Annotated in this window: 16 protein-coding genes; 8 read left to right on the top strand and 8 right to left on the bottom strand. The window is 38.4% G+C overall.

Translation table 11 applies throughout. The features are described 5' to 3' along the window. Together FLEMA_RS0102390 and FLEMA_RS0102385 are read left to right on the top strand one after the other, a co-directional pair. Positions 1-1,449 (top strand): ABC transporter permease, encoded by a 1,449-nt coding sequence (locus tag FLEMA_RS0102390; RefSeq protein WP_026994071.1) that lies wholly within the window; start codon positions 1-3, stop codon positions 1,447-1,449. 1 nt (position 1,450) lies between these two features. Continuing rightward, on the top strand, positions 1,451-2,803 hold the full coding sequence (locus FLEMA_RS0102385) for a DUF3526 domain-containing protein (RefSeq protein WP_026994070.1): 1,353 nt from the start codon (positions 1,451-1,453) through the stop codon (positions 2,801-2,803). A 60-nt stretch (positions 2,804-2,863) separates the two neighbouring features. Here FLEMA_RS0102385 and FLEMA_RS0102380 read toward each other — a convergent pair whose 3' ends face one another. From FLEMA_RS0102380 to FLEMA_RS67270, 4 genes are all read right to left on the bottom strand, one after another. Then, complete coding sequence (locus FLEMA_RS0102380; protein WP_026994069.1) at positions 2,864-3,133, bottom strand: hypothetical protein; 270 nt, start codon at positions 3,131-3,133, stop codon at positions 2,864-2,866. Between the two features lie 117 nt (positions 3,134-3,250). After that, on the bottom strand, positions 3,251-4,711 hold the full coding sequence (locus FLEMA_RS0102375; protein WP_044170652.1) for an APC family permease: 1,461 nt from the start codon (positions 4,709-4,711) through the stop codon (positions 3,251-3,253). A gap of 171 nt (positions 4,712-4,882) precedes the next feature. Next, on the bottom strand, positions 4,883-5,707 hold the full coding sequence (locus tag FLEMA_RS0102370; protein WP_026994067.1) for a universal stress protein: 825 nt from the start codon (positions 5,705-5,707) through the stop codon (positions 4,883-4,885). 178 nt (positions 5,708-5,885) lie between these two features. Next, positions 5,886-6,626 (bottom strand): LOG family protein, encoded by a 741-nt coding sequence (locus tag FLEMA_RS67270; protein WP_052353922.1) that lies wholly within the window; start codon positions 6,624-6,626, stop codon positions 5,886-5,888. A gap of 185 nt (positions 6,627-6,811) precedes the next feature. On the opposite strand from FLEMA_RS67270, the gene FLEMA_RS67265 reads away from it, so the two are divergent. Beyond that, positions 6,812-7,420 carry a murein L,D-transpeptidase catalytic domain family protein gene (locus FLEMA_RS67265; RefSeq protein WP_052353921.1) on the top strand — a complete coding sequence of 203 codons (609 nt, stop codon included), beginning with the start codon at positions 6,812-6,814 and terminating at the stop codon, positions 7,418-7,420. On the opposite strand, the gene FLEMA_RS75860 is transcribed toward FLEMA_RS67265, so the two are convergent. From FLEMA_RS75860 to FLEMA_RS67255, 3 genes are all read right to left on the bottom strand, one after another. Further along, positions 7,417-8,940, bottom strand: coding sequence for a L,D-transpeptidase family protein (locus FLEMA_RS75860; protein WP_052353920.1), 1,524 nt, complete (start codon positions 8,938-8,940; stop codon positions 7,417-7,419). The two genes, FLEMA_RS67265 and FLEMA_RS75860, sit on opposite strands and share 4 nt — an antisense overlap. Positions 8,941-9,115: 175 nt before the next feature. Further along, positions 9,116-10,420, bottom strand: coding sequence for an amidohydrolase family protein (locus tag FLEMA_RS0102350; protein WP_026994066.1), 1,305 nt, complete (start codon positions 10,418-10,420; stop codon positions 9,116-9,118). 51 nt (positions 10,421-10,471) lie between these two features. Next, positions 10,472-13,546 (bottom strand): amidohydrolase family protein, encoded by a 3,075-nt coding sequence (locus tag FLEMA_RS67255; protein WP_044170650.1) that lies wholly within the window; start codon positions 13,544-13,546, stop codon positions 10,472-10,474. Positions 13,547-13,870: 324 nt separating this feature from the next. Between FLEMA_RS67255 and FLEMA_RS0102340 the strand changes: the two genes are divergently transcribed. From FLEMA_RS0102340 to FLEMA_RS0102315, 5 genes are all read left to right on the top strand, one after another. After that, positions 13,871-14,452: an RNA polymerase sigma factor gene (locus FLEMA_RS0102340; RefSeq protein WP_026994065.1), complete on the top strand. Its 582-nt coding sequence runs from the start codon at positions 13,871-13,873 to the stop codon at positions 14,450-14,452. Positions 14,453-15,079: 627 nt separating this feature from the next. Continuing rightward, positions 15,080-15,346, top strand: a complete 267-nt coding sequence (locus tag FLEMA_RS0102330) for a hypothetical protein (RefSeq protein ID WP_026994064.1) — start codon at positions 15,080-15,082, stop codon at positions 15,344-15,346. A 73-nt stretch (positions 15,347-15,419) separates the two neighbouring features. Then, entirely contained in the window at positions 15,420-18,470 is a 3,051-nt protein-coding gene (locus tag FLEMA_RS0102325; RefSeq protein ID WP_044170646.1) for a SusC/RagA family TonB-linked outer membrane protein, read from the top strand. Positions 18,471-18,540: 70 nt separating this feature from the next. Beyond that, positions 18,541-20,208: a RagB/SusD family nutrient uptake outer membrane protein gene (locus FLEMA_RS0102320; protein WP_026994062.1), complete on the top strand. Its 1,668-nt coding sequence runs from the start codon at positions 18,541-18,543 to the stop codon at positions 20,206-20,208. 199 nt (positions 20,209-20,407) lie between these two features. Then, a complete protein-coding gene (locus FLEMA_RS0102315; RefSeq protein ID WP_026994061.1) occupies positions 20,408-21,454 on the top strand; it encodes a DUF6807 domain-containing protein in 1,047 nt (348 codons plus the stop codon). Between the two features lie 294 nt (positions 21,455-21,748). On the opposite strand, the gene FLEMA_RS0102310 is transcribed toward FLEMA_RS0102315, so the two are convergent. Beyond that, positions 21,749-23,029: an acetyl-CoA hydrolase/transferase family protein gene (locus tag FLEMA_RS0102310; RefSeq protein WP_026994060.1), complete on the bottom strand. Its 1,281-nt coding sequence runs from the start codon at positions 23,027-23,029 to the stop codon at positions 21,749-21,751. Positions 23,030-23,117 lie beyond the last annotated feature (88 nt).

Here is a 23,117-nt window from a genome sequence, read left to right as displayed (position 1 = left end):
ATGTTTTCACATACAGAAATTCTTATCGCCAAGCATTTTAGAAATACTGCCTTCAGGAATAAGGCTGTATTTCTGTTGACGATTTTTATAGGTTTACTACTGATTTATGCGGCTTTTTCGGGTTGGATAAATTTTCAGAAACAAAATGAAATACGAGTAAAATACCAAGAACAAGCTCGAAAAGATTGGCTGAGTAATCCTGACAAACATCCACACCGAATGGCACATTTTGGTCATTTTGCATTTCGTCCAAAAGCTCCATTAAGTGTATTTGATTTTGGCATGGAAAGCTTTTTGGGCAATACGATTTTTCTGGAAGCTCATAAACAAAATACCGTCAACTTCTCAGAAGCTGGTTTTTCAACTGGAATGTTGCGTTTTGGTGAAATCAGTATTGCAATGGTGCTACAAGTACTTTTACCATTGCTAATTTTCTTCTTGGGTTTTAGCAGTATTGCCAACGAACGAGAAAACGGAACGCTTAAAATACTATTGAGCCAAGGAGTAAGCTGGAAAGAACTAATTGTGGGTAAAAGTCTTGGAATTATTAGCGTAGTAATGATACTCTTTATTCCAATTATCGTGGCAACGATTCTCCTTTGGGCTTTACTTCAAAATATGAATATTTCAATAGACGAAAGTATTCGTTTACTTTTGATTATACTGGTTTATTTTGTCTATTTAGTTATTTTTTGTGTAATCGCTGTGTTGATTTCTGCCATCAGTAAAAGTTCTAAAACGGCTCTTACTTCATTGATTGGGCTTTGGTTGATGCTTACGATTGTACTTCCGAGAGGTTCGCAGGCCTTGGGAGCTTACCTTTATTCGACGCCCTCAAAAGCACAATTTAATGCCGATATTGAAAATGACATACTCAAAGAAGGCGATAGCCACAACCCCAACGACCCACATTATAAAAGTTTGAAGGATTCACTTCTGACGGTTTATCAAGTAGATTCAGTACAAAAATTGCCCTTTAATTATAGCGGTTTTGTGATGGCAGAAGGCGAAAAAATCAGTGCTAATATTTATAATCATCATTTAGACGAGCTTCTAAAAATCTATGATAAACAGAATAGTTTTTCTAAAGGTATGGCATTTTTGAATCCGTTTATGGCGATTAAAAACTTATCGATGGCCTTAGCAAGTACTGATTTTGCTTCATACATCAATTTTCAAGAGCAAGCAGAGCAATATCGCTACGAAATGGCTCAGAAAATGAATGAATTACAAATAAAATTTATCAGTAATAAAAAGCCAGCAGTAGGTGAAAAACCTCATGCTATCGACAAAAAACATTGGGAAGAAATGCACGAATTTGTCTATAAAGAAGCAGAAGTAAGTACGGTTTTTAGCCATGAAATCATTTCCATTTTTGCCTTTATTTTTTGGATAGGGCTATTATTATTTTTTATCAGAATACTGTCTAAAACCTTAAAAGCAATTTAATATGATAGTCTTAGCATTCAAGAATTTTATACGGTCGAATAGTGTAAAAATAGGACTCAGTTTTTTACTTATCGCAGGAATCGTCAGCCTTTTTGTAGGCAAACAATTTATAGAAAAACAAGAACAAAATATTACAGAAACAGCTGCTTACCAAAAAGAGTATACTGCCCGAAATGTCCATCATCATCAAGATGAAATAGGGCTATTATTGTATTATTTGAAGTTTGCCTTCGTCAACGAAACATTACCTATGAATGGTTTGTCGATTGGTCAGCGAGATGTCAATCCTTCCATTCAGAGCCTAACCATCAGAGGCTTAGAAGCCCAAAAGTACGATGCTGATTTGAATAATCCGACCAATCTTTTGCTCGGAAATATCGACTTTAGCTTTGTACTTATCTTTTTGTTTCCATTGATAATCATTGCATTTACCTATAATATTATTTCAGAAGAAAAAGAATCTGGCACTTGGCGAATTGTGGCAATTCAGAGCAAAAACCTGTTTTTATATGTATTGCAACTCTTTTTTATCAGGTTTATCGGTGTCGTGGCAGTATTGTTTTTCATTCTATTATTATCTGTTTTTTTCCTGAAAATACCTTTAGAAAGTATCTTCTTCTCTTTCGTCGGGATTTCCCTTTTGTATATTTTATGCTGGTTTGGGATATGCTTTTGGGTAGCGTCTTTGCAAAAAAGTTCTAATGCCAATGCGGTTATTTTGTTGTCAATCTGGATTGTACTGATTATTATTTTGCCAGCCAGTCTCAACAATTATTTGGTAAACAAATATCCCGTTCCCGAAGCCTTGTCCACCACCCTCAAGCAACGCAAAGGCTATCATGAAAAATGGGATACCGATAAAACCCAAACCATGAATAGGTTTTATGCACATTATCCACAGTTCAAGCAATTTCCTTTGCCCGACAAAGAATTTAGTTGGCTATGGTACTATGCCATGCAACAAATTGGTGATGACGAAGCGGCTACTCAGGCGACTGCTTTCAAAGAAAAACTTAATCAACGCAATAGAGCCAGCAATAGCATTGCCCAGTTTTTTCCTACGATTCATACGCAAATTCAGCTCAATGAAATAGCACAATCGGGGCTAAGTAATCATTTACAATTTTTGGAAGAAACAGGGAAGTTTCACGAAAAAATGAGGTTATATTTTTATCCAAAAATATTTCGTGAAGTACCCGTAAACAGCGAAAAATGGAATAAATTCAACATAGAAACCTTCAAGAATCCACACGAAAGTGGAGGTTTGCACTCATACTTATCCTTAGTGATTTTTATTCTGCTTTTTGGTGCATTGGGTTGGCTGAATTTTAAGAAGAGTATTTATCAGGTGTAGTATTAAAGCCAAATCTGTCCCAGATTGGGACAGATTTAGCTTTGTAAATTATGCTTATTTTTAATTCAAATGTTCTTCAAACCATTTTAATATTGATTTTAAAAGAACTTTCAAGATGATTTTTACCGATAAATCATACAATTCCAATTCATTAACTGATTGGCTTTCGGTTAATTTCTTCAAAATTTCATACACTAAAGTCAATTCATTGCGATTAAAAACCTTACTCAAACGTCCTCGATAATGGTCTAAATAAATGCCCAATACAAGTTCGTTAAAGGCTTGGTCAATAAATGCTTGATTTACTTCTTTAGCTTCTAATCGATACAAATCCCGAATTTCTTTAATGGACAGATTAAGAACCCCTCAACTCACACAAACACTCCAACAAAAAATCGTCGCTAAAACCACATATAGTTTTAGGGACGATTTCATTGAAGGGCTATTCTATTTTTCTGATTCGGCAGCTTTTTCTTTCTTTTTCCAGAAATAAAAAACAGGAATACCCAAGGCTACTATACCTACGCCTGCCCATGAAGGAATAGGCTTGTAAATCAACAAGTTGACACACAACCCTGTAGCAAAAAACAAATAAATAGCGGGTACTAAAGGATAACCAAAAGCCTTATACGGACGAGGTGCATCGGGCTGTTTTTTTCTAAGAATAAATACCCCTCCAATCGTAAGAATATAAAACACCAAAATAGAGAATACGGTATAGTCTAGCAAATCGCCATAAGTACCTGATAGACAAAGCAAACAAGCCCAAACACATTGAATAATCAATGAAAACCCAGGTACACCATTTTTGTTTATCTCACCAGCTTTTTTGAAAAACAACCCATTTTTAGCCATAGCATAATACACTCTAGCACCCGACAAAATAATACCATTGTTACAGCCAAAGGTTGAAATCATGATAAATACCGCCATAATAATGGCTGCTGGATTACCAAAAATCATTTCGGCAGCGGCTGTACCTACCCTATCGTTGGTAGCAAACATAATACCGCGTGAAAGGGTATCTGGTGCGTTGGGATGGCCTTGTACTGGCAAAAGCATGAGATACGCAATATTGGCCAAAATATACAAGCCACTCACGGTTAAAGTACCATACAACAAGCTCAAAGGAATATCTTTTTTAGGGTTTTTCATTTCGCCAGCAATATAGGTAACGTTATTCCATGCCGACGACGAAAACAATGGGCCAATCAAGGCCAATCCGATAGCCGACCAAAGGCCAAGGCCAGAAAGATATTCATAATCCATGATTTTGCCATTTTCCCAAATGATTTTCACTGGACTCCAAAAATCAATGGAATTAATAGCCCAAACACCTTTTTGAGGGTCGAGCCCCACAATAATTCCCAATACAGCAAGGCCAAGCAATGCTCCTATTTTGGTAACTGTAAAAATCAATTGAACAACTTTGGCATTTTTTACGCCCTTCAGATTTATTACCGTTAGGAAAATAATGAGGGCTATTGCCAATAATTGTTGGGTATTTATGCCTAAAAAAACATAGTCTGTACCAATAATATTGGGTAGCAAAACACCTGTATATTTGGCAAAAGCCACAGCTACTGCAGCAATTGTACCTGTTTCGATAACCAGGAAGGTGGTCCAGCCAAAAAGAAAACCTACCAATGGATTGTAGGCTTCACGAAGATACACATATTGCCCCCCAGCGTTGGGCATCATACCTGCCAGCTCGCCATAGGCCAAAGCCGATATTAAAGTAATGATACCTGTAATAACCCATGTAAGCAAAAGGTAGCCAGGCGAACCAAGATTTCGAGTAACATCGGCCGATACAATAAAAATACCCGAGCCAATCATAGAGCCAATGACAATCATACTGGCATCTAATAATCCTATTTCTTTCTTTAGTTGTTGATTTTTTTCCATGTCCAAAGAAAGTAAAAAAGCAGTTTCTAAACAAGTGCCTTGTAGGGAGGACAGTTCAATAATAATAAGATATTCAGTGAAAAAACAAAAAATCCCAGCCTTGCTGTTGAAACAAGAATGGGATTTGATAAAATTATGTATAATCAGTAAGGAAACCTGTTATAAATAAATCTACCCTTTAGGAATAATAAGTAAAGGAAGATTGAAATTTTGAACAAAGTGTTTGGTAACACTTTTATGTATTAAATTTTCAAAATATCCTCTTTCGGTCATCGCCAACACCAATAAATCGGGTTGGTTCTTTTTAATAAATGCTTCTATGCCTTCTACGGGATCTTCGCTAATAAAAATGGTACTACGTACTTCTTTATTTTCAAATTCTGTAGTCAACCAGCTCGAAATCGTTTGGTCGTCGGTCAAATCGGCTTCGTCTACATCATGAACGTGTAGAATATTGGTTTGGGCTTTGAAATGCTCAGCAATGCTTACTATTTCTTGTACAATTTTTACTTCGTTATGAGCATAATCAGAAGCGTATACAATATTTTTCATTTCGCTAAACGTTGCACTATCAGGAATCACAAAGACAGGACATGGAGCGTTTTTTACTACTAAATAGCTATTGCTACCCATTATTTGTTCCCACATATCGTGTATGCCTCGTGTACCCATCACAATAAACGCAGCTTTGGTTTTTTGAGCTACTTGGTCTATAACTTCAGGAATCACCCCGTACACACTCAAGGTTTTGATAGGCTGCTTACATCCTGATGATAGCTGTCCTTTCAGTAAGGTCAATCGTCCTTCAGATATTACTTGCGATTCATGAATTTCTAATTCTAGCATACTCGGCGACTCATAGGGAAATGCCGATGTTAAATTAAATACATTCACAAGAACGAGCTCCAAGCCAAGTTCGTTGGCAAGCGTTACTGCAAATTCAGCTGCTTTCAAAGCAGTTGGACTAAAGTCGGTGGGTACGAGTATCGATTTCATATTTACTTCTATTGATTGGAACAAAGATCAGTCTTTTTATCTCTCAAAATAATGAGATGTGTTAGCTCGTATTATGCTTTAAATCAATGCTCTAACTTTTGGTACAAATACAACAGGCTGTTATTGAACAGTACCCGTTCAGCAACAGCCTATCTTGTATTAGCGATACGTCTTATCTTTATTTCATCTTGTTTTTCTTTATCTTTTTTTCCATAAACCACCCCGATGGCTTAAATTGGCGGTATTGGTTAAGCCCAAACGTTACAATGGCATGCTGATGAATATGCAAGCGAGCCTCCTCTAGCGAGTCGGTAATAAGAAAAAGTTGTAAATCTGCGGGCGAAATCGTTCCTATTTGCGACATCTGTACAATTTGCTCGTAGAGTTTTTGATAATACGATTTTCCAAAAAGAATAATAGGAAATCTGTTCATTTTTTGGGTTTGAATAAGCGTTATGGCTTCAAACATTTCATCGAGCGTACCAAAGCCCCCTGGCATTACAATAAAGCAATAAGAATATTTACTCAATAGAACCTTTCTTACAAAAAAGAAATCAAATTCTACGACTTTATCCAAATACGGGTTAGGCTGTTGTTCGTGGGGCAAAATAATATTGCACCCTACCGACACACCGTTGGCTTCTTTAGCACCTCGGTTGGCGGCTTCCATAATACCTCCGCCCCCGCCTGTCATAACGGTAAAACCCATATTGGCAAGCAAACTCCCTACTTGCCGAGCTTGGTCGTAATAGAATTCTCCTTCGCCGATTCGGGCCGAACCAAATACCGTAGCACATGGCCCTAAAAAATGCAATACACGAAATCCCTTGATAAACTCTAGGCAAACTTTTATGAGGTATTTTAGTTCAGAAAGTCGAGAATGACGACCCGCAAGAAAATGATGTTCGGTTCTGGACATAACAGCAGTGAGATTGATGAATAAGCAAATGTAATATCTCTCTAAAAACCAAAAGTTGACCAGTTTCAGAAAATAAGATGATTTATATCAATATTAGAAGAATAAATAAGAATATCCAATCATAATTAAGCCAACTTTCGTTGTATAAGAAAGGTTTATTTTGTACACAAAAAATAAGCTATTCTATGCACTCGTTAAAACTTAATAGAACAATGGTAAAAAAAGGTTTGATTGCATTTTTATGTGGTATTGTCAGCTTCGGGGCTTTGGCCAAAGACGATAGCCCCGCCACACCTGCCTATTTGCTTGCCAAAGCAAAAGAAGCGATACAGCAGTACGATAAGGTAAATAATCGACGAATTGCCTGTATTGTCGATTTCTCAAAACCTTCTTTTGAAAAACGCCTCTGGATTGTCGATTTGGTATCGGGAATATGCCTCCTCAATACGTGGGTGGCTCATGGCAAAGGGTCGGGACGCAGTGCCTTAGCCGAGTCGTTTTCTAACGATGAAGGAAGCTTGTGTTCTAGCTTGGGAATATTTATTCCAACAGAACAGTTTCATGGAAAACATGGCCTTAGCCTGCGTTTATTGGGGCTCAACAAAGGGCTCAACGATAAGGCTACACAAAGAGGTATTATTTTTCATGCTGCCGATTATGTTTCTGAAAAAAATGCTATACAATACAAGCGACAAGGAAATTCATTTGGATGTTTTGCCGTTACCCCTGCCATGATTGGTCAAGTGGTATCGTTAATCAAACCCAAAGATGCCTTTATTTTGGCTATTCGCTAGGGTTTAATTTTTTGATAAATATCATCGTAAATCACCAGCTTGCCTGTTGTATCTATACCCGAACACAAATAGGTAATAAGCACAGGCAAGCTTTGTTCTACAGAATATGACTTAGGTTTTAGATCAGGTGCAAAACGCTGTTCGTATAGGGTATTGACCAAATTACTATCGTTCAAAATTTTGGCAGCAAGTTCATAAGGCTTTTCTAAACGAATACATCCATGACTCAAATATCGGTTGGCTCGGCCAAATAGGTTTTTGTTATTGGTATCGTGCAAATAGATGCTATATGGGCTGTCGAAATCAAATTTTACGATACCCAATGAATTATCACAACCCGACACTTGCCTGAATTTATAAGGAAACTTATTGGGGTTGATATTTGCCCAATCGATCGAAAACTCATCAAGGACATTCCACTTACTGTCGAGTACCTGAAAGCCATTGTTACTCAAATACAGGGGGTCTCGTTGTACAATAGGTAGTATTTCTTTGGTAGCAATACTATTGGGTACATACCAATAAGGAAAAAATATGATTTGTTTGATGCTACTAAACAAGCTTGGGGTAGCTGTGCTAGCTTTTCCTACTATTACCCTCATGGTAAGTATATCTTGTGAGTTTTGTACCAACCGCAAGTCGACAGATGGAATATTCACCTGAATATACTGAGGATACATCAAGCCATTCAAATAGCGTATGTAATTTATATCGTGCTGAATAATTTTGATCAAATCTGCTTTTTTGAGGTTAAGTTTTTTTAGTGTATTGTTTCCCAAAATACCATCTGGCACAAGATTATAGAGCCTCTGAAACTGTTTCAGAGCCTCTGCTATAATAATTTCGCTGTCTTGATAATGCACCAGCGATGATTCTATAAAGCCATATCCTGCTAGTCGTTGAAGCAAAGGAGTATTTCCGACCAAGGTTTTAGTCAATTTTACAGGAAGATATTGGGTTGTATCTTGTTGCCAATTTCTCAGCGATGTTGTCAAGAGTTGATAATGCTTATTTTGTGGCTCGACCCTCTGTACAATTTGCTCAAATGATAGATGCTTGTAGTAATTGGCCAAAATAACAGCTGTATTCACCGACTCATTATTATACGCTAATCCATTGAACAACAAATCACTAGGGCGTTTTCCATACGATACATCGTTGAGGAACGAAAGCATTGCATGCGTACATACCAGCTCATATTCGAGGCTTGTATTATTGGCAGAAGTTAGATAAGCAAGGTGATAATCCTGTGGCGATAGCCCCCAAGATTGGGCATTGGCTGCTACTTTAAAAAAAGTATGGACAAATGGTTCTGTTTTTTTGTTCCAAATAGGCTGAAAAGTATTATTGGCATAAAATGCCTTTAATTGGCTTGGCTCGGTAATATTGAGTTGTTTGGCAAAAACAGCATCATCACAAAGCTGATTAAGCAACGATTCGATATTGATATTACTGGAACTTTGGGCAAATAACCCAAAAGAATAGAATAGTATTGAGAAAGCGTATCCATATTTTTTCATAACTAAGCTCGTTTGTTGGTACAACAAATGTCAGACTTAATTCCAAAAAGATAGATGAGTACAAGTTGATATAAAACTGATAAAAGTCATTTGTAGCAAACCGATACAGGTATTAGAAAAAAGGGCTTCCCATTCTGCAAAGAATGAGAAGCCCCAAGACACAAACTCATAATGATTAGTTTGTACCGTATTTTTGAGCGTATTTTTTGTAAAGACGTTTTTGTTTGTCATCAAGGTCAACTTTTTTACCCTGAATAAACGCATGTTCTACTTTTGCCGAACGCATATCTAGTAAATCGCCTTGCGACACTACCAAAGTTGCGTGCTTGCCTACTTCGAGTGTTCCAACGTATTTGTCGATACCCAATATTTTGGCATTATTAATAGTTACAAGTTTCAAGGCATCTTCTTTGCTCATTCCATGACCAGCCACAGTACCTGCCAAGAAAGGCAAATTGCGTGTACGCCAGTTCAGACCAATATAAGCCAAACCTACCGTAACACCTTTTTGAGCCAACAAATGAGGCAATTTGTACGGCAAGTCAGTGTCGTCGTCTACGCTATTGGGCAAACGGTGAGTACTTGCCACAATTACAGGTACGTTATTATCGCGCAAGAAATCGGCTGCTAAAAGAGCCTCTTCGCCACCAATAATCACGATACTTTTTACGCCTTTAGATTTAGCAAATTGTACTGCTTCAATAATCTCTTTGCCATAATCAGCCGAAATGTACAACTTCTTCGAGCCATCAAATAAGCCCTTCATAGCTTCCATTTTCACGTTGATTACGCTTGGGTTTTTGATTTGAGCATAAGCAATTGCATCGGTAAACGTTTTCTCGATTTCGCGCAATTGTTCTTCTTTTTTATCATTCTTTTTCAACGTAGCCGAGAATGTATCAAAGTTGAAGTCACGTTTAAAATAACCAATCCAGTTGAGGTGAATACCATCGTCTTTTTTCAAGACGGCATCTTCCCAGTTCCAGCCATCTAATTGCATTACCGACGACATTCCCGAAATAATTTCGCCAACGGGTGTTACCTGCGTAATCAAAACGCCATTGCCACGTACCGTCGGAATAAGCTCAGAGTCGGTATTATAGGCAATCAAAGCCCGAACGTGAGGGTTAATAGCTCCAATTTCGGCTTGGTCGTTGGTAGCACGTACTGCCTCAATTTCAATCAAGCCCAATTGGTTGACAGGTGAAATAAGCCCAGGATAAACATGTTTTCCAGACACATCAACGGTTTCGGTAGCAGCTTTATCATATACTGTACCAGCCGCACCAACTTTTGTAATAATACCTTTGTCAAATACAATTACACCGTTTTCGATAACCTGCCCAGCAGCCGTATGAATCGTAGCACCAGTCAGGGCAATAGCCTTGGTTTGAGGGCTTGCGGCAGCTTGGTTTTGGGCAAAAATGGTTTTGCTACTTAATAACAAAGCCAGAATATATATAAATGATATTTTTTTCATCGTTTTTTATTTTAATAGAAATCCTTGAATGGGTTGTTGACAAACAATGGCTTATTTACCACAGCTATCGTCTTGTTGCAACATACCAAATGCTCTTACTTCTCCTTCTTCTTCGGTCAAACCGCCCAAAGTATTACAGTGGAATAATTTAGGTTTTCTGAAATCAGGTTTTACCGTTGGAGCACCACCAGCTTTTGAATTCAACATTTTCTGAATCAAACGATTGCGTTCTGAGGCAATAGATGCACGAAGCTCTTTGTCTTTGTCGATGTCAAAATATACGGCACCATCAATGATTGTTTTTTCTGGCTTGGCATATACCGAAAGTGGGTTTTCGTTCCAAAGTACCACATCGGCATCTTTCCCTGCTTTGATACTACCCAAACGGCCATCTAAATGCAACATTTTTGCTGGGTTCAAAGTAACTAATTTCCAAGCTTCTTCTTCTGTCAAACCTCCGTACATTACGGTTTTGGCAGCTTCTTGGTTCAAACGACGAGCCATCTCTGCATCATCCGAGTTGATAGAGGTATTGATACCCACTTTAGTCATCAAGGCCGCATTGAACGGAATAGCTTCTTTTACCTCCATTTTGTAGGCCCACCAGTCAGCAAAAGTAGAACCGTTTGCTCCGTGAGCTTTCATTTTGTCGGCTACTTTATAACCTTCCAAGATATGCGTAAACGTATTTACTTTGAAGCCCAATGAATCAGCTACTTTAATCAACATATTGATTTCAGACTGTACATACGAGTGACAAGTGATAAAACGTTTTTTGTTCAAAATTTCTACCAAGGCATCTAATTCTAAATCACGACGAGGGGCTGTCAAGGTAGCTTTGTTAGTAGCTTTGTTGTATTCGTTCCATGATTTTTCGTATTCTTTAGCACGCAAAAACGCATCCATCATGATTTGCTCAACCCCCATACGAGTTTGTGGAAAGCGAACACGAGCACGGTCGCCCCAGTTAGCTTGTTTTACGTTTTCGCCCAAAGCAAACTTAATAAAGCCATCAGCGTTTGGTATTTTCAAAGCGTCTGGAGCTTCACCCCACTTCAACTTGATAATAGCTGATTGTCCACCAATACAGTTGGCCGAACCGTGCAACAACTGAGAAGAAGTAACCCCACCAGCTAATTGACGATAAATATTTACGTCCTCCGAGTTTACTACATCTTCCATACGTACCTCAGAAGTTACCGACTGAGTACCTTCGTTTACCGACAAAAGACCAATATGAGAGTGTTCATCAAAAATACCATTGGTTAGGTGTTTCCCTGTTCCGTCAATTACTTTAGCTCCTGTGGCACTTAGGTTTTTGCCTACTTGAGCAATTTTACCATCTTTCAACAACACATCGGTATTTTTTAAGATACCATCCTTTTCGTTTGTCCAAACAGTAGCATTTTTCACCAAAATCGTTTCAGTTTTGGGTTTTTGCTCTGTACCATAGCCATTGAATGGATACGTAATTTTACCGATAGAAGGAAGTACTTTTTTGGCGGTATCAGCTTTTACAACGGCTTCTTTGAAAGCATCTTTGTAATTAGCCACAAATTTTACGGGTGTTCCTTCTGCATCAAAACCATCGCCTTTCAAGTTTTTGCCATCATAATAAGCACTAATACGTGTATCTCCTTTGTCTTTTTTGGCATCCAATTTGAAAGAAATCGTGAATAAATCGCCATTTCTTGTCACTTTAGGGCTAACCTTGATTGAGTCAGTTACTTGAATTTGGTATTCAGGCTTATCAAACTTACCTGTAATATTCAATTTCAAGCCTGTTTTAGTACCTACAGCCAAGTCGTAAGTAGCACGCAAATCTGTTACATTCATGTTGTTGATAACAAAGCGTTTTCCTTTTACCCAGTTTTCAAAAATGATATTACCATCCTTGAAAATGTTGTCGGAAGTAATCAAGAAGTTGGCCAACATACCTGGCTTTAAGCTACCAACCAAGTTATCTACTTTTAATAATTGAGCTGGTGTTGAAGTAATAGCAGCTAAAGCTACTTTTTCGTCCAAACCATACTCGATTGCTTTACGAAGATTGGCCAAGAAATCGGCTTTACTTTTCAAACTAGTACTTGTGAAAGCGAAATTTATACCTGCTTTTGCCAAAATAGCAGCATTGGCAGGAGCCATTTCCCAGTGTTTCATTTCGGCCAACGATACTACGCTAGCATCGAATGGGTCTTCAACATCGGGAGTAGACGGAAAATTAAGTGGCAAAATCAATGATGCACCAATCGCTTTGATTTCGTCGAGACGTTGGTATTCGTCGCCACCACCTTTAATAATATATTGTACCCCAAATTCTTTTCCGATTTTGTTAGCACGCAAAACGCCCAATTTATCTGTAACCTCAAATACCTGTGGCAAAGCCGCATTGTTATTGAATGCTTCTAACGAAATATTGTATTCGGGTTTTGTCTTGCTTTTTTTGTACCAATCGGCATCCAAATATGTTTGGCGAAGCAAAGCCACCGACCCCATCAATGAGTTGGGGTAGTCTTGGGTAGAACTACCTTTCGAGAAAGAAAAATGTGAAGACACATTGCCTTTCAAAACAGCCTCTTGGTCTTTTTCGTCGGTAAGGGCCACCAACACCGAAGTACCTCTAACGATACCATCTTGCGAGTGCGAAATAGTAGCACCAAAACCAGCTTTACGCAACTCTTCGGCAGCAGCAGCGTTGCCCGAGTACAAATCGGTAGCACTTATCTCTGGCGTTACGGCTTGGTTCCAGTTATAAGCTCCTTTCTTTTTTGAGTCAAACTGGGGGTCGCCACGAAAACGGCCAGCTTCTCTTTTTACTTCTGGCAAACCGTAGTTTGAGTAGGCTTCAACCAACGAAGGGTAAATACGTTTTCCTTTAAGGTCGACAATCGTAGTACCTACAGGAATAGTAACGTTTTTGCCAATGGCCTCAATTACGGTACCCTTGATAAGTAATGTTGCCCCTTCAATAACCGTATTGGCATCTGTAATAACGGTGGCATTGGTAAAAGCATATAGGTTCGGTCGCTCATCCTGCACCCCATTGCGTGGAAATGTTGAGGTTTGAGCCTGAAGTACCGTTCCAAACATCATAATGCTGATGAATGTGTAAAGGAGTTTTTTCATGAAAGAATTAGAATTTAAGGTAGTTTGTGAAAAGTGATATGGTAAATCAGAAATTTTACCGTATAAAATATTACAAAGTGTAAAAATTGAAGCAAATTTTCTAACATCCAACAAGTTTCTACCAAATTTAGCCAAATTAAGTATATCTACCGCTTAACGACATGTAGGCTATTTTGTGGAGTTCTGTATTACCCTGTTTACACAAGATTCTGGTCGTAAACGTTTCCGTAAACGTTTACGGAAAAATATTCAATAAAACCCTTGAAAAGTGCTATTTTATTATTATATCTTTAGGAAGATTTTTAGAAAAAAAACTAATTTCCTATGATGACTACAAAAAAAATTACGGATGAGGTGGGCTTATGGAATGCTTTTCGTGGAGGCGACCACGATGCCTTCACGTTGATATACCGTAGCTATGTAAATCTCTTGTATAATTACAGTACTAGCATCACGCAAGACCGTGAATTAATCAAAGATTGTTTGCATGATTTGTTTGTAGAGCTTTGGAGAAACCATCAAAATTTAGGCGAAACTACTTCTATTCGTTATTATTTGATGGCTTCTATCAAAAGAAAATTAGTGCGTCATCTGGAAACCCAACAACGCCAAATACAACATCATGAAAGCTACTATGTAGAATACCCCGACTATGTGGGTTCGCACGAAAACCGATTGGTAGCTTGTGAAGATGAACAGCAATTTAGCAATGTATTGAATGAATCTTTTCGTTTTTTGACCAAGCGTCAAAGAGAGGCTATTTCATTGAAGTTTTTCCATGATATGGATACCGACCAAATTTCAAACCTCATGGACATCAACCCTCAGTCGGTTTATAACCTTATTTTTGGAGCACTGAAAACCTTAAAACAGCACATTTCTATCGAAAAAGTGTCATTTGCTTAGTTTTCCTAAAAAACCAACATAATAGTATTTCTTATGATATAACATATACAGCCCATTTATAAAAAGAGCTTTGGAGAAAGAAACATTCCCAAAGCTCTTTTTTTTATACAAAAAAAACAAGTAGAAATTCATATTATGCTTCTTATGTAGATGTTTTTTTGACATAATTCATTAATTAATATAACTATTTCAAAAAGATAGCTTGAAGATAGAGTTCTTAGTTATTGGCTAAAACCAAAGCTGTATATGCTTAGATACACTGTCAAGATTTACCTCAATAAACTTTTAAAATCATATTTTATACTTCTAGTTAAACGAATCTATGTGCCTGCAAATAGCTCAACTAAAACATACTTGAAAAGGTTTTTTGAAGCCTTACTCTAAAAACCAGTACTTTATTCAAGATTAAGTACACCTACAATTACCATTATAAGTTGAGTATCAGTCAACTTATATGCTATTTAAGAAATCCCCTATTGATTCAACTACAGCTTATATTCTTTGGTTTGGGCCTGTACTAATATATAAAAATAAAAAACTATCCTTTTTTGTACAGAAAACGAGTAGAAAGATAAAGACATAGCCTTATACCAAAAAATCACAACAAATACTTTATATAGTTCAATTATGAAGATTCTGGACACATTTGTAAAATATGAAAAGTATCTGGCAGAGGATTTTGTTTCGGACAGTTTCTTTTTACAATGGATTTCAGAACCTAACAACCCACAAATCAGTAGCTTTTGGCAAGAATTTATCAAAAAATTTCCACAAAAAAATAAAGAAATCGAAACAGCTAAAGAAATCATTTTGCAAGAAATACCAGACGAATCGCTTACAAATTTTGAAGAAGATGAACTCTGGCAACGAATTAATAAATCTATTTCATCTTAATTATCATTGACCAATTTAATTCTTAATCCAATTGTATATGCTAAATAAACTTTTACTATTGAAAAGAGGGCTTATGAGTATGTTATCGTTCGCGATGCTCTTAATGCTGAGTTTTACTGGCTTCGCCCAACAAACGGTAACAGGAAAAGTAACCTCCTCTGAAGACGGACAGGGTATTCCTGGGGTGAGTATTATGATAAAAGGTACAAACAAAGGTACAACTACCGATGGCACAGGCTCATTCAAGATTGTCTCTTCATCAGAAAAAGACATATTAGGGATTTCAGCTATTGGTTATGTTTCTACTGAGGTAGCTATAGGCAAAAGAAGTTCAATCAATATTACCTTGGCTGTTGAAAACCAAGCTCTTTCCGAGGTTGTGGTTGTAGGTTATGGTACACAAAAGAAAAGTCAATTAACAGGTGCTATATCGCAAGTATCGGCCAAGCAAATTTCGGAAATGCCCATTACCAACTTAGGACAGGCATTACAAGGAAGAACCGCTGGGGTTGACGTTTCGCAGTCGGGTTCAAAACCAGGAACAACACCCAAAATTTTGATTCGTGGTCGTCGTTCATTCAACGCTGGAAACGACCCGCTCTATGTAGTTGATGGTATTCCTTTATCGGCTGGTTATGAAGACATGAACCCCAACGACGTGCAGTCGATGGAAGTACTCAAAGATGCCACCGCTACGGCAATCTACGGTGCTAGAGGTGCCAATGGTGTAGTTTTGATAACAACCAAAAGAGGTGGTGTAAAAGGAAAAACAACCGTTACTTATGATATGTATGTAGGCCAGTCGGAGGCCTTGAATAAGTTGACGTTATTTAACGGGCCAGAGTTTGCTGAATATGTACGAGAAGCTTACCGCTCTACGGGTATCTACAGAAACGCAGCTGGGGCTATTGTACCCACTGGCCAGTCGGACCCTGTGGCTGATTCAAAAATAGCCGTATTGGGTGGCGACCCCAACGTTGTAGCTGGCTTGGCCGAAGGCAGAAGTACCGACTACCAAAACTTGATTTTGAAAAAAGGTTTCCAACAAAACCATACCATTGGTATTCAGGGCGGAAACGACAGAACTCAGTTCTATATTTCGGCTGGTTATTTCCTAGACAAAGGTATTACAGAAGGGCTAGATTATACCAGAACATCGTTGCGTGCTAATATCGACCATGAGGTAAATAAATGGTTGAAAGTAGGATTATCTTCTTATATGATGTTTAGCAACAGAAATGGCGAAAATTTGAACCCGTATAGTTTTACGATACAACAAAACCCGCTGGGTGCTGCGTATAAAGCTGACGGTAGTATCAATTTTACTCCTACTAACGATGCTTTGTTGACCAACCCATTGGCCGAGATTGTTCCGGGTGCACAGGTAGACAATACTAGAAGATATAGAATTTTTAATAGTATCTATACTGAAGTGAAAATTCTGGAGGGCTTGAAATACCGTGTCAACTTTGGCCCAGATTTCACTATTTCACGCTGGGGTAGATTTATTGGGGCTCAAACCAATGCTAGAAAAGGTGGTGACCCACAAGCTTCGGACGAAAACCGTTTTGGCTTTAACTGGACGCTCGAAAACATTATTAATTACCAGAAAACCTACGGTAAGCACAATTTGAACGTAACATTGCTTCAGTCTATTCAAAAAGACCGTTTTGAGTCTTATACAGCCAATGTTCAGGGGGTTCCTGCAGAAACACAACAATTCTATAATTTGGGTAATGCGAGTAGTGTTGTGGGTGTGGGTAGTATGTTAACAGAATGGACTATCAACTCGTTTATGGGTCGTATCAACTACGATTATAACGATAAATATTTGCTTACCTTAACACTTCGCCGTGATGGCTCAAGCCGATTTGGGGTAAATACCAAATATGGTAACTTCCCGGGTATAGCATTGGGCTGGAATATTAGCAATGAAGACTTCTTGAAAGGTGTTCAGTGGCTTGACCTCCTCAAAATCAGAGCTGGCTATGGTGCTGTAGGTAACCAAGGGGTTGCTCCGTACCAAACGCAAGGTTTGTTAAACAGAACTTCGTATGCTTGGGACAATACAGGTGCTTTTGGCTACCGTCCAAACACTATTGGTAACCCAGATTTAAGATGGGAAAGCTCTGCTACTACCAACGTCGGCTTTGATTTCAGTTTCTGGAAAGGACGACTACAAGGTTCATTAGAGCTTTATCAAACCAATACCACCGACTTATTATTGTCTGACCAATTGCCTGGCTCTATCGGATTTGCGGCCGTAACTCGTAACGTAGGTGAAACTCGCAACAGAGGTATCGAATTGGGGCTTTCAACAGTAAACGTCAATACAAAAGGAGGCTTTAAATGGACAACAGATTTCCAATTCACTAAAAACAAAGAAGAAATTCTTTCCCTTTACAATGGTGCTGTAGATGACATTGGTAACAAATGGTTTATTGGACAACCCCTTAACTCATTCTTTGACTACAAAAAAGTAGGAATTTGGCAAGCGAGCGAAGCCGAACAAGCAGCCAAATACTACCCTGGCGACAAAGGTAATGCCTTGGGTGCTGGTGTAGGGCAAGTGAAGGTACAAGATACTAATGGCGACGGCGTAATCAATGCTTCAGACAGAGTATTGATAGGCTCGGATGTACCTGATTTCTCGGCAGGTTTGACAAACCGTTTTACTTACAAAAACTTTGACTTATCGTTCTTCTTCTTTGGGCGTTTTGGACAAACAATCGTAAGTGGTTTCCACCAAAACAACAACGCTTTGGCTGGTCGTTACCAACAAATCAAAGTAGATTATTGGACACCAAACAACCCAAATGCCGAATTCCCTCGTCCGTTTAGTACACAAGAATTCCCTCAGTACAACACTACTTTGATTTACTTTGACGGTTCGTTTATCAAATTGAGAAACATCAACTTTGGGTATACCTTCAAAGACAATATTGCTAAAAAATTGGGTATGGAATCATTGAGAATTTTCTCTAGTATTCAACAACCTTTAATTTGGTCAAAATTTATTTCAAAATACAACGGTGTTGACCCTGAAACGTCTGGAACGGCTGTTGACAATGGTATTACACCAGCAACCAAAGTATTTACGGTTGGTATTAATGCTAAATTTTAAGTCGAACGCTTAGTTATCACAAAAAAGTAACTGCAGGCTAACATTTATTAAACGTTAAATGAAAAATACGATGAATATCAAATATATATTTAAACATGCAAGAGTCTTAGGTTTTGCTGCTTTAATGCTTACGGGGCAATCTTGTTCAGATTTGTTGGATGAAAAAGTTATTTCGGGTATTGGTAATGACTACATGAATACCCCGAAAGGTCTAGAAGATGCTGTAAATGCTGCCTATTCTAGTCTTAGATATTATTATGGAACACAACAGGGCCTCACAATGACCGAATATGGTACCGATATTTATGCTACTGGTGCCGATGGTAGTTACAAAGGCTTTCATTTCTATGATACCCAGCTTAACCCTACGGTAGATTATCTGGGCAACACCTGGGACGAGCTTTACAAAGGGGTCAATACCTGTAATGCTATTATTGCTCGTGCCCCAAGCAATTCATTGGCCGATGCTACCAAAAAACTAAGAATTGCAGAAGCAAAATTTTTAAGAGCTCACTATTATTTTCTTTTGTTTCAGCAGTGGGGTGGTGTAGATTTAAGATTGACAGAAACCCTAGTGCCAACTAAAGCAACCAAAAGAGCTACCGAGGCCGAGATGTACAATGCTATTATCAAAGACCTTACTGAGGCTATTGCCGACCTGCCTAACTCATCATCACAATACGGAAGGGCTATTAAGCCTGCTGCCGAAATGAGTTTAGCCAAAGTGTATTTGGCCAAAGCGTATTCTAGTCAAAAAGCAACAGACGATTTTTCTAAAGCAGCTGCTTTATGTAACAATGTGGTAAATAATTATGGTTTCAAATTGCTAGACGATTTTGCTAGTGTTTTTGACGAAAACAACCAGAAAAACAGTGAAATCGTATTTGCGGTACAATATACATCCGACTTGTTGACCAACTTAACCAACAACACTGGTAATGTTAATGGTGGCAACAACTTGCACTTGTTGTTTGGTATGCAATACGACGTACAGGCTGGTATGCAACGTGATATCCTTAATGGTCGTCCATTCAAGCGTTTACGCCCAACTACTTACTGTACTGATGTTGTATTTGGCGAAAGAGTAAACGATTCTCGCTATAAAAAAACCTTTAAAGATACTTGGTACTCTAACAAGCCAGGTAGTTACAATACTGCTTTTGATGATTCAAAAGCTAAAGTAACCTTTGCGGCTGGCGATACAGCTATATTTATTCCAGGTTATGAAATGTCGAAAGAGGAACGTGCCAAAAAACCATATCAGGTATTAGTACCAAGCAAATATTCGGAAGCATTATTCCCAACTTTGCGTAAATTCTTCGATACCAAGCGTCCAGATATGACTTACGAGTCGGGTAGCCGAGATTTCTTTGTATACCGTTTGGCCGATGCCTATTTGATGCTTGCCGAAGCTCAGCTTGGTGCAGGAAATGTCAAAGCAGCTACTGATGCTATCAATATGGTTCGTCGTCGTGCAGCTTGGCCAGGAAAACAGTCTGCTATGGAAGTGTCTACTGTCGACTTCAACCTTATTGTAGAAGAAAGAGCTAGAGAATTGGCAGGCGAACAAACTCGTTGGATGGACTTAAAACGCTGGGGAATCTTGGTTGAGCGTGTTCAAAAATACAATCCACAGGCTGCACCAAATGTAAAAGCAATACACTTGGTTCGTCCTATTCCACAAACACAAATTGACCGTTCTGAAAAAGGTGTATTTGCCCAAAACCCTGGTTATTAATAGGTAAATATTACCCAAATCATATCTTAGAAAAGCCGAACCATTACTGGTTCGGCTTTTTGTATTGAATAAATTATCGCTTTTTTGAGTAAATCCTTTTCTTATTCATCTTTATCTTGTAAAATTACCAATTAGGTTAACAATCTGTAACCATTGAACGCAATTGTGGTTCATCATTATTTGTAAATTATATTATCAAATGAAGAAAATAAGCTTGATAGTGGGCCTTATGATTGCCTCTGCTGGTTCGTATGCTCAGCAAAAAGTAGATAAAATTCAGTTGGTCGTGAAAAAAAATGAAAAAAAAGTTGATGTCTTAGTCGATGGACAGCCTTTTACCGCTTATTTTTTTCCGAGTGATTCCATTCTGAAAAAACCAGTTTTATACCCTATTCGCACTTCCAAAGGTACAATTGTTACTCGCAGTTATCCTTTTATCAAAAAAGCTGGCGAGCGTGTCGACCACCCTCATCATGTTGGTATGTGGCTCAACTACGAATCCGTTAATGGTTTTGATTTTTGGAATAACTCAACGGCTATCAAAGACCGTAGCAAATATGGAACTATTCGTCATACAGGTATCGAGAAGGTAGTTGGGGGGCATGGTAAAGGTGAATTGCAGGTAACAGCCGATTGGATAGATACCGATGGCAAAGGAAGTACTTTGCTAAAAGAGGAAACTACCTATATTTTTTATGCGAAAGGCAACCAGCGTATAATTGATCGTATTACCACCCTAACAGCTGAAGACAAAGAAGTAACATTTGCCGATGTAAAAGATGGTGCTTTTGCTATTCGGGTAGCTCGCGAATTAGAGCATCCCTCTGACAAACCTGATATTTTTGTCGATGCCAATGGAATCGAAACCAAAGTAGATAAGCTTGATAACTCAGGAATTACAGGACAGTACCACGGTAGCAACGGAATCAATGGCGAGGCGGTTTGGGCTACAAGAGCCAACTGGATGGACCTTTCTGGCAAAATCAATAATGAAGATATTTCTATTTGTATTATCGACCACCCACAAAATGTAAGTTATCCAACCTATTGGCATGCTCGTGGTTATGGCTTATTTGCAGCTAATCCTTTGGGGGTCAAGGTATTTTCGCAAGGCAAAGAAACGCTTAATTACAAATTAGCTCCGCATCAGTCTATGACTCTACGCTATCGTACCGTTATTACCTCTGGAAAAGTTAGCGATAGTGAGTACAATACACTAGCAAAACAATTTGCCGAAAGCCTCTAGGAATAAGTACAAAACAAACATGAATCATCCTGAATTGTAGGATAATTTTAAAAAGTACACAAATACTAGGCATTTATTGACTATTAATCAAACAAGGCGGCCGAGATTAGTTTTTCGGCCGCCTTGTTTGATCTAAAAATTCGGGATGATTTATGTTTCATCTTACATTTCAGAATGACTCAGCTTTTGACGCAAAGCTTGCACCTCTACTGGTGAAAACCATATTAAACAATAATCACTCATTCATCATTCTCTAAATTTGAGATAACTCATATTTTAAATTCAGCCTACTCATTAGTTACTAAATTGATGCTTGAACCGCTCAAAAGCTTCTTTTTCTAATCGCTCTTGATGTGCAGGATGAGCCACCTTGATAAGCTCTTTGGCTCTTTCTACCAATGTTTTTCCATACAAATACGCCACCCCATACTCTGTAACCACATAATGTACATGAGCCCGTGTAGTAACTACCCCAGCCCCTTCTTGCAAATGCGTTACAATTTTTGATTGGCCATTTTTGGTTGTCGAAGCCAACGCTATAATGGGTTTCCCTCCTTCTGAAAGTCCAGCACCTCGCATAAAATCCATTTGTCCACCCACACCCGAATACATCTGATACCCAATACTATCGGCACATACTTGCCCTGTAACATCTATTTCGATAGCACTATTGATAGCCGTAACTTTAGGGTTTTGGCGAATTATAGCAGTATCATTGACATAATCGACACCCAGCATATTTACCAGCGGGTTATCGTCGACAAAGTCGTACAGCCGTTGTGTTCCACACAAAAAGGTAGCCACAATTTTTCCTTGATGTTTTTTCTTGTATTTACCAGTAATAACACCTTTTTCTACTAATGGAATAATACCATCTGAAAACATTTCGGTATGAATACCCAAATCTTTGTGATTGGTGAGAGCCGACAATACAGCATTTGGAATACTCCCAATACCCATTTGTAAAGTAGCTCCGTTGTCGACCAAAGAGGCTACATTTTCGCCAATTTGCTGCTCAATCACAGAGGGCTGCCCCCACGAAACTTCATGCAAAGGAGCATCAAAAGGCACAAGATAATTGATACGACTAACATGGATTTGACTATCGCCAAGCGTTCTAGGCACAAATTTATTCACTTGTGCAATCACGATATCGGCACATTCAATAGCCGCCAAGGTAGCGTCTACTGATGTTCCTAATGAACAAAAGCCGCTTTTATCAGGTACAGAAACCGATATAAGGGCAACATTGAGCGGTATGATTTTGTGGCGAAATAAGCGAGGAATTTCAGACAAAAAAATAGGAATATAACTGCCTCGCCCCTCGGCAATCGCATTTCGTACATTTTTGCCAATAAAAAACGCATTGGTATGAAAAACACCCGCATATTCGGCACGAGTATAAGGAGCGTCGCCTTCGGTATGTAGGTGATACAATTCGACATTGCGAAGCGAATCTGCCCTTTTTACTAAGTTTTCTAATAAATGAAGTGGTGCTGCCGACACACTATGTATATAGATTTTATCGCCCGATTTGATTACTTTTAGGGCTTCTTCTGCGGAAGTTATAGACATGATAAATATAATTTTATTGGGATAGATTTAATCTCTGATGCAAGTTCTGGTATTTTATTTCTACACTAAATGATATTAATCATATTAT

Source organism: Flectobacillus major DSM 103, assembly GCF_000427405.1.
Classification (GTDB): domain Bacteria; phylum Bacteroidota; class Bacteroidia; order Cytophagales; family Spirosomataceae; genus Flectobacillus; species Flectobacillus major.
Note: the sequence above shows the minus strand (reverse complement) of the source record. Positions and strands in the feature narration are given on the sequence as shown.

Coding starts and splice junctions, on each gene's coding strand:
- FLEMA_RS0102390 (WP_026994071.1), top strand. CDS start 1: ATGTTTTCACATACAGAAATTCTTATCGCCAAGCATTTTAGAAATACT.
- FLEMA_RS0102385 (WP_026994070.1), top strand. CDS start 1,451: ATGATAGTCTTAGCATTCAAGAATTTTATACGGTCGAATAGTGTAAAA.
- FLEMA_RS0102375 (WP_044170652.1), bottom strand. CDS start 4,711: ATGGAAAAAAATCAACAACTAAAGAAAGAAATAGGATTATTAGATGCC.
- FLEMA_RS0102370 (WP_026994067.1), bottom strand. CDS start 5,707: ATGAAATCGATACTCGTACCCACCGACTTTAGTCCAACTGCTTTGAAA.
- FLEMA_RS67270 (WP_052353922.1), bottom strand. CDS start 6,626: ATGTCCAGAACCGAACATCATTTTCTTGCGGGTCGTCATTCTCGACTT.
- FLEMA_RS67265 (WP_052353921.1), top strand. CDS start 6,812: ATGCACTCGTTAAAACTTAATAGAACAATGGTAAAAAAAGGTTTGATT.
- FLEMA_RS75860 (WP_052353920.1), bottom strand. CDS start 8,940: ATGAAAAAATATGGATACGCTTTCTCAATACTATTCTATTCTTTTGGG.
- FLEMA_RS0102350 (WP_026994066.1), bottom strand. CDS start 10,420: ATGAAAAAAATATCATTTATATATATTCTGGCTTTGTTATTAAGTAGC.
- FLEMA_RS67255 (WP_044170650.1), bottom strand. CDS start 13,546: ATGAAAAAACTCCTTTACACATTCATCAGCATTATGATGTTTGGAACG.
- FLEMA_RS0102340 (WP_026994065.1), top strand. CDS start 13,871: ATGATGACTACAAAAAAAATTACGGATGAGGTGGGCTTATGGAATGCT.
- FLEMA_RS0102330 (WP_026994064.1), top strand. CDS start 15,080: ATGAAGATTCTGGACACATTTGTAAAATATGAAAAGTATCTGGCAGAG.
- FLEMA_RS0102325 (WP_044170646.1), top strand. CDS start 15,420: ATGAGTATGTTATCGTTCGCGATGCTCTTAATGCTGAGTTTTACTGGC.
- FLEMA_RS0102320 (WP_026994062.1), top strand. CDS start 18,541: ATGAATATCAAATATATATTTAAACATGCAAGAGTCTTAGGTTTTGCT.
- FLEMA_RS0102315 (WP_026994061.1), top strand. CDS start 20,408: ATGAAGAAAATAAGCTTGATAGTGGGCCTTATGATTGCCTCTGCTGGT.
- FLEMA_RS0102310 (WP_026994060.1), bottom strand. CDS start 23,029: ATGTCTATAACTTCCGCAGAAGAAGCCCTAAAAGTAATCAAATCGGGC.